Genomic DNA, 2,614 nt, shown 5'->3' on the forward strand with positions numbered 1-2,614 from the left:
ATTTATTTTATCTTTGCGTAAATGCTTTTACCATCTTGAGATATTCTTACTTCATAAGAAAGCTTTTGTAAATTCATCTTTTTTAATCTATCTATAGAACTTAGTTTAAAATCTTCTTTGTTTTTTGCATTTTTTCAATAAAGCTTTGAAGTTCTTCTTGATTTAAAGTATTAGAGTTTTCATCTATAAAACCTTGCTCACTTTGTAAGATTAAGATTTCTTTATTTTTAAGGTAGGGGTATTGCTCTTTGAGGGTATAAAGAGCCAATACTCCCTCGCTAGAAATATTAATAGGAGCATCGTATGACTTCAAAAAGGGGAGTTGTGTTGATTTTATTGGATACAATAAGATAATAATGCTCAAAGTTATTAATAATTCTAGCTTCAACTTTAGTATTTAAAATCAGTCTATTGTTTTTACTTAAACTGATATCTGAAGGAGCTACAGCATTAGAAGCACTATAATTATCTTCATAATGCACCAACGCTCCTGCTAATATATCTATGAAAGTGTTTTTAAATATATTTAATTCCCACCTATATATAAGGTATTATTATAAGATTTAGCTTCACTTAAACCTGTAATGGCTGAAGGAGCTATAAAAATAGAATTGTTATTTTTATACTCATCAAGATTGAGATTGTTTATGATTAAGGTATTATCATGGGCATTGTTTGAAAGTCCAGCTATAATACTTAAAATTCCTTCTCTTTTATCTGAAGCTACACCAAATAAAGTATCATTGATAATGATTTTATTATAAGCTGCTTCATTATAAGCCATAATCAAATAAGCATTATCAGCTGCATTAGAAGAATAGTTTTTTATATCTATGGTATTATGATTGGCTTTATCTAAAGCTCTTATGATGATTTTAGAACCTTTATCTATATTACTTGCATCGGTAATGCTTTGAACATTGTTATAATTTATAGTATTATAAGAGGCTTCTTTAGCTTCTGTTAATACAGTTAAATTTCTAAAAGAAGCAAAGTCTTTAATCACTACTTCATTGTTATTAGCACTACTAGGATAAAAGTCTTGATTATTAAGAATGTTTTTCTTAGCTGTATAAATGTATACAGGTAAGGTTGACATAGAATTATTAATATAAACTTTATTATAATCCGCACTGCCTTCTAAGGTTCTAGCAGCTACAATATTTAAAGCATCTTTATAGCTTTGAGAAAGATCGGTTGTGGTAAGATCGTTTTTAATGTTAATGGTATTATGATTAGCTCCTTTAGTTGCAAAGCCACCATAAAAAGAATGTTGGTTATAACCTAAGAAGTTATTAGCGATTTCTAAAGGATGTTTTAATTCTATGTTTAAGGTATTATAATTTGCTTCTCCATTATTAGAAGCTCCTGCATAGAAGTTAAACAAAGCTTGAGCAAAAATGTTCTCATTGTTTTTATCTTTTTTTAGGTTTTTAATATCTTTTAAATTGATAGTATTATCTAAGGCTTGTCCTTGTTCGGTTTTTCCACCCCAAAAATCAGCAAATAAAACAGAATTATAAGCTAGGGGTTGTTTATCATGGTTCATATACATATCAAGATTAAAACCATCTATGTCTAAAAGGTTTTTACTGGCTTGAAAGTTTTTATCTGTTCCACTATCTATATAACCTGCGCTAATATGAGCAGCAGCTAAACTAGCATAAGCTTTGCTTGGACCATGGATAATCATATTAGCATCTTTGATAAAGATTTTATTGTTTTTTACATTACCTTGATAAGCTAAACCACCTACAAGGTGAGTGATTCTTTCATCAAAGGTATTATTACCATTTTTATCTTTTTTAGGTAAGGAAGTAAAAAACTCTACACTGCTACCTGCTTCTATATTTAAACTATTATTTGTAGAATCTCCATAAGTGGCTATAGCTCCGATTAAATAAGGAGCACCATTTAAGGCTAAATCATAAGTGTTCTCAACTCCCATACTAATATGAGCATCTTCTTGAAGTATGGTTTGGTTATAGCTTGCATTACCATAATGAGTAAAGGTAGAACTCATTAAGAAATTCATGCGTTGATTGCTTTTAGAATTACTAGGGTTTTTTATATGAGTATCTTTAGGTTTAAGATAAAAAACCGAACTAAGTTCTCCTTGTTCTAATATAAGTTTATTATAACTTGCATCAGCATGATCGGTTTTTGCTGTGATTAAAAAAGGAAGCACTCTAACTGTTTTTATACTATGATCGGCTGTATTAACACCATGCCTTGCTTTAAAAGAAAGAACTTCATCTTCTCTCATATCAGGAGTAAGTAAATAATGTTTAAAATTTAAATCGTTTATATTTGTAATATTTGGTTTAGGATTGTTATAAATTAAAGTAATATTGTTAATATATTGTTTAGAACTCTTAGCATAATAATTTATACCTTGGAGTTTTTTATAAGTAGAATTGCTTTTATCATAAAGTTCATTATCATTAAAATAATGCTCTGGAATATTGAAATTTCGATTGTCTGTAGTATTTGCTTGAGTGGCTGCAAAAGCGTTGATGCTTAAGAAGGTAACAATAGAAAGTTTAAAACAAAATTTCTCTATACCCTCCCCCCGTGAAGTTAAAAAGCTTAATAGCTGGCATAGATGTCCTTG

Annotated in this window: 1 protein-coding gene and 1 pseudogene; both read right to left on the reverse strand. The window is 29.0% G+C overall.

Annotation, left to right across the window (positions count from 1 at the left end; translation table 11 throughout):
* Positions 1–100 precede the first annotated feature (100 nt).
* Positions 101–268, reverse strand: coding sequence for a hypothetical protein (locus ELQ04_RS08935; protein ID WP_002939019.1), 168 nt, complete (start codon positions 266–268; stop codon positions 101–103).
* Positions 269–277: 9 nt separating this feature from the next.
* A pseudogene (locus tag ELQ04_RS08715) lies at positions 278–2,563 on the reverse strand (hypothetical protein); the annotation flags it as partial.
* Positions 2,564–2,614 lie beyond the last annotated feature (51 nt).

This window comes from Campylobacter sp. CH278, assembly GCF_004378845.1.
Lineage (GTDB): Bacteria > Campylobacterota > Campylobacteria > Campylobacterales > Campylobacteraceae > Campylobacter_D > Campylobacter_D jejuni.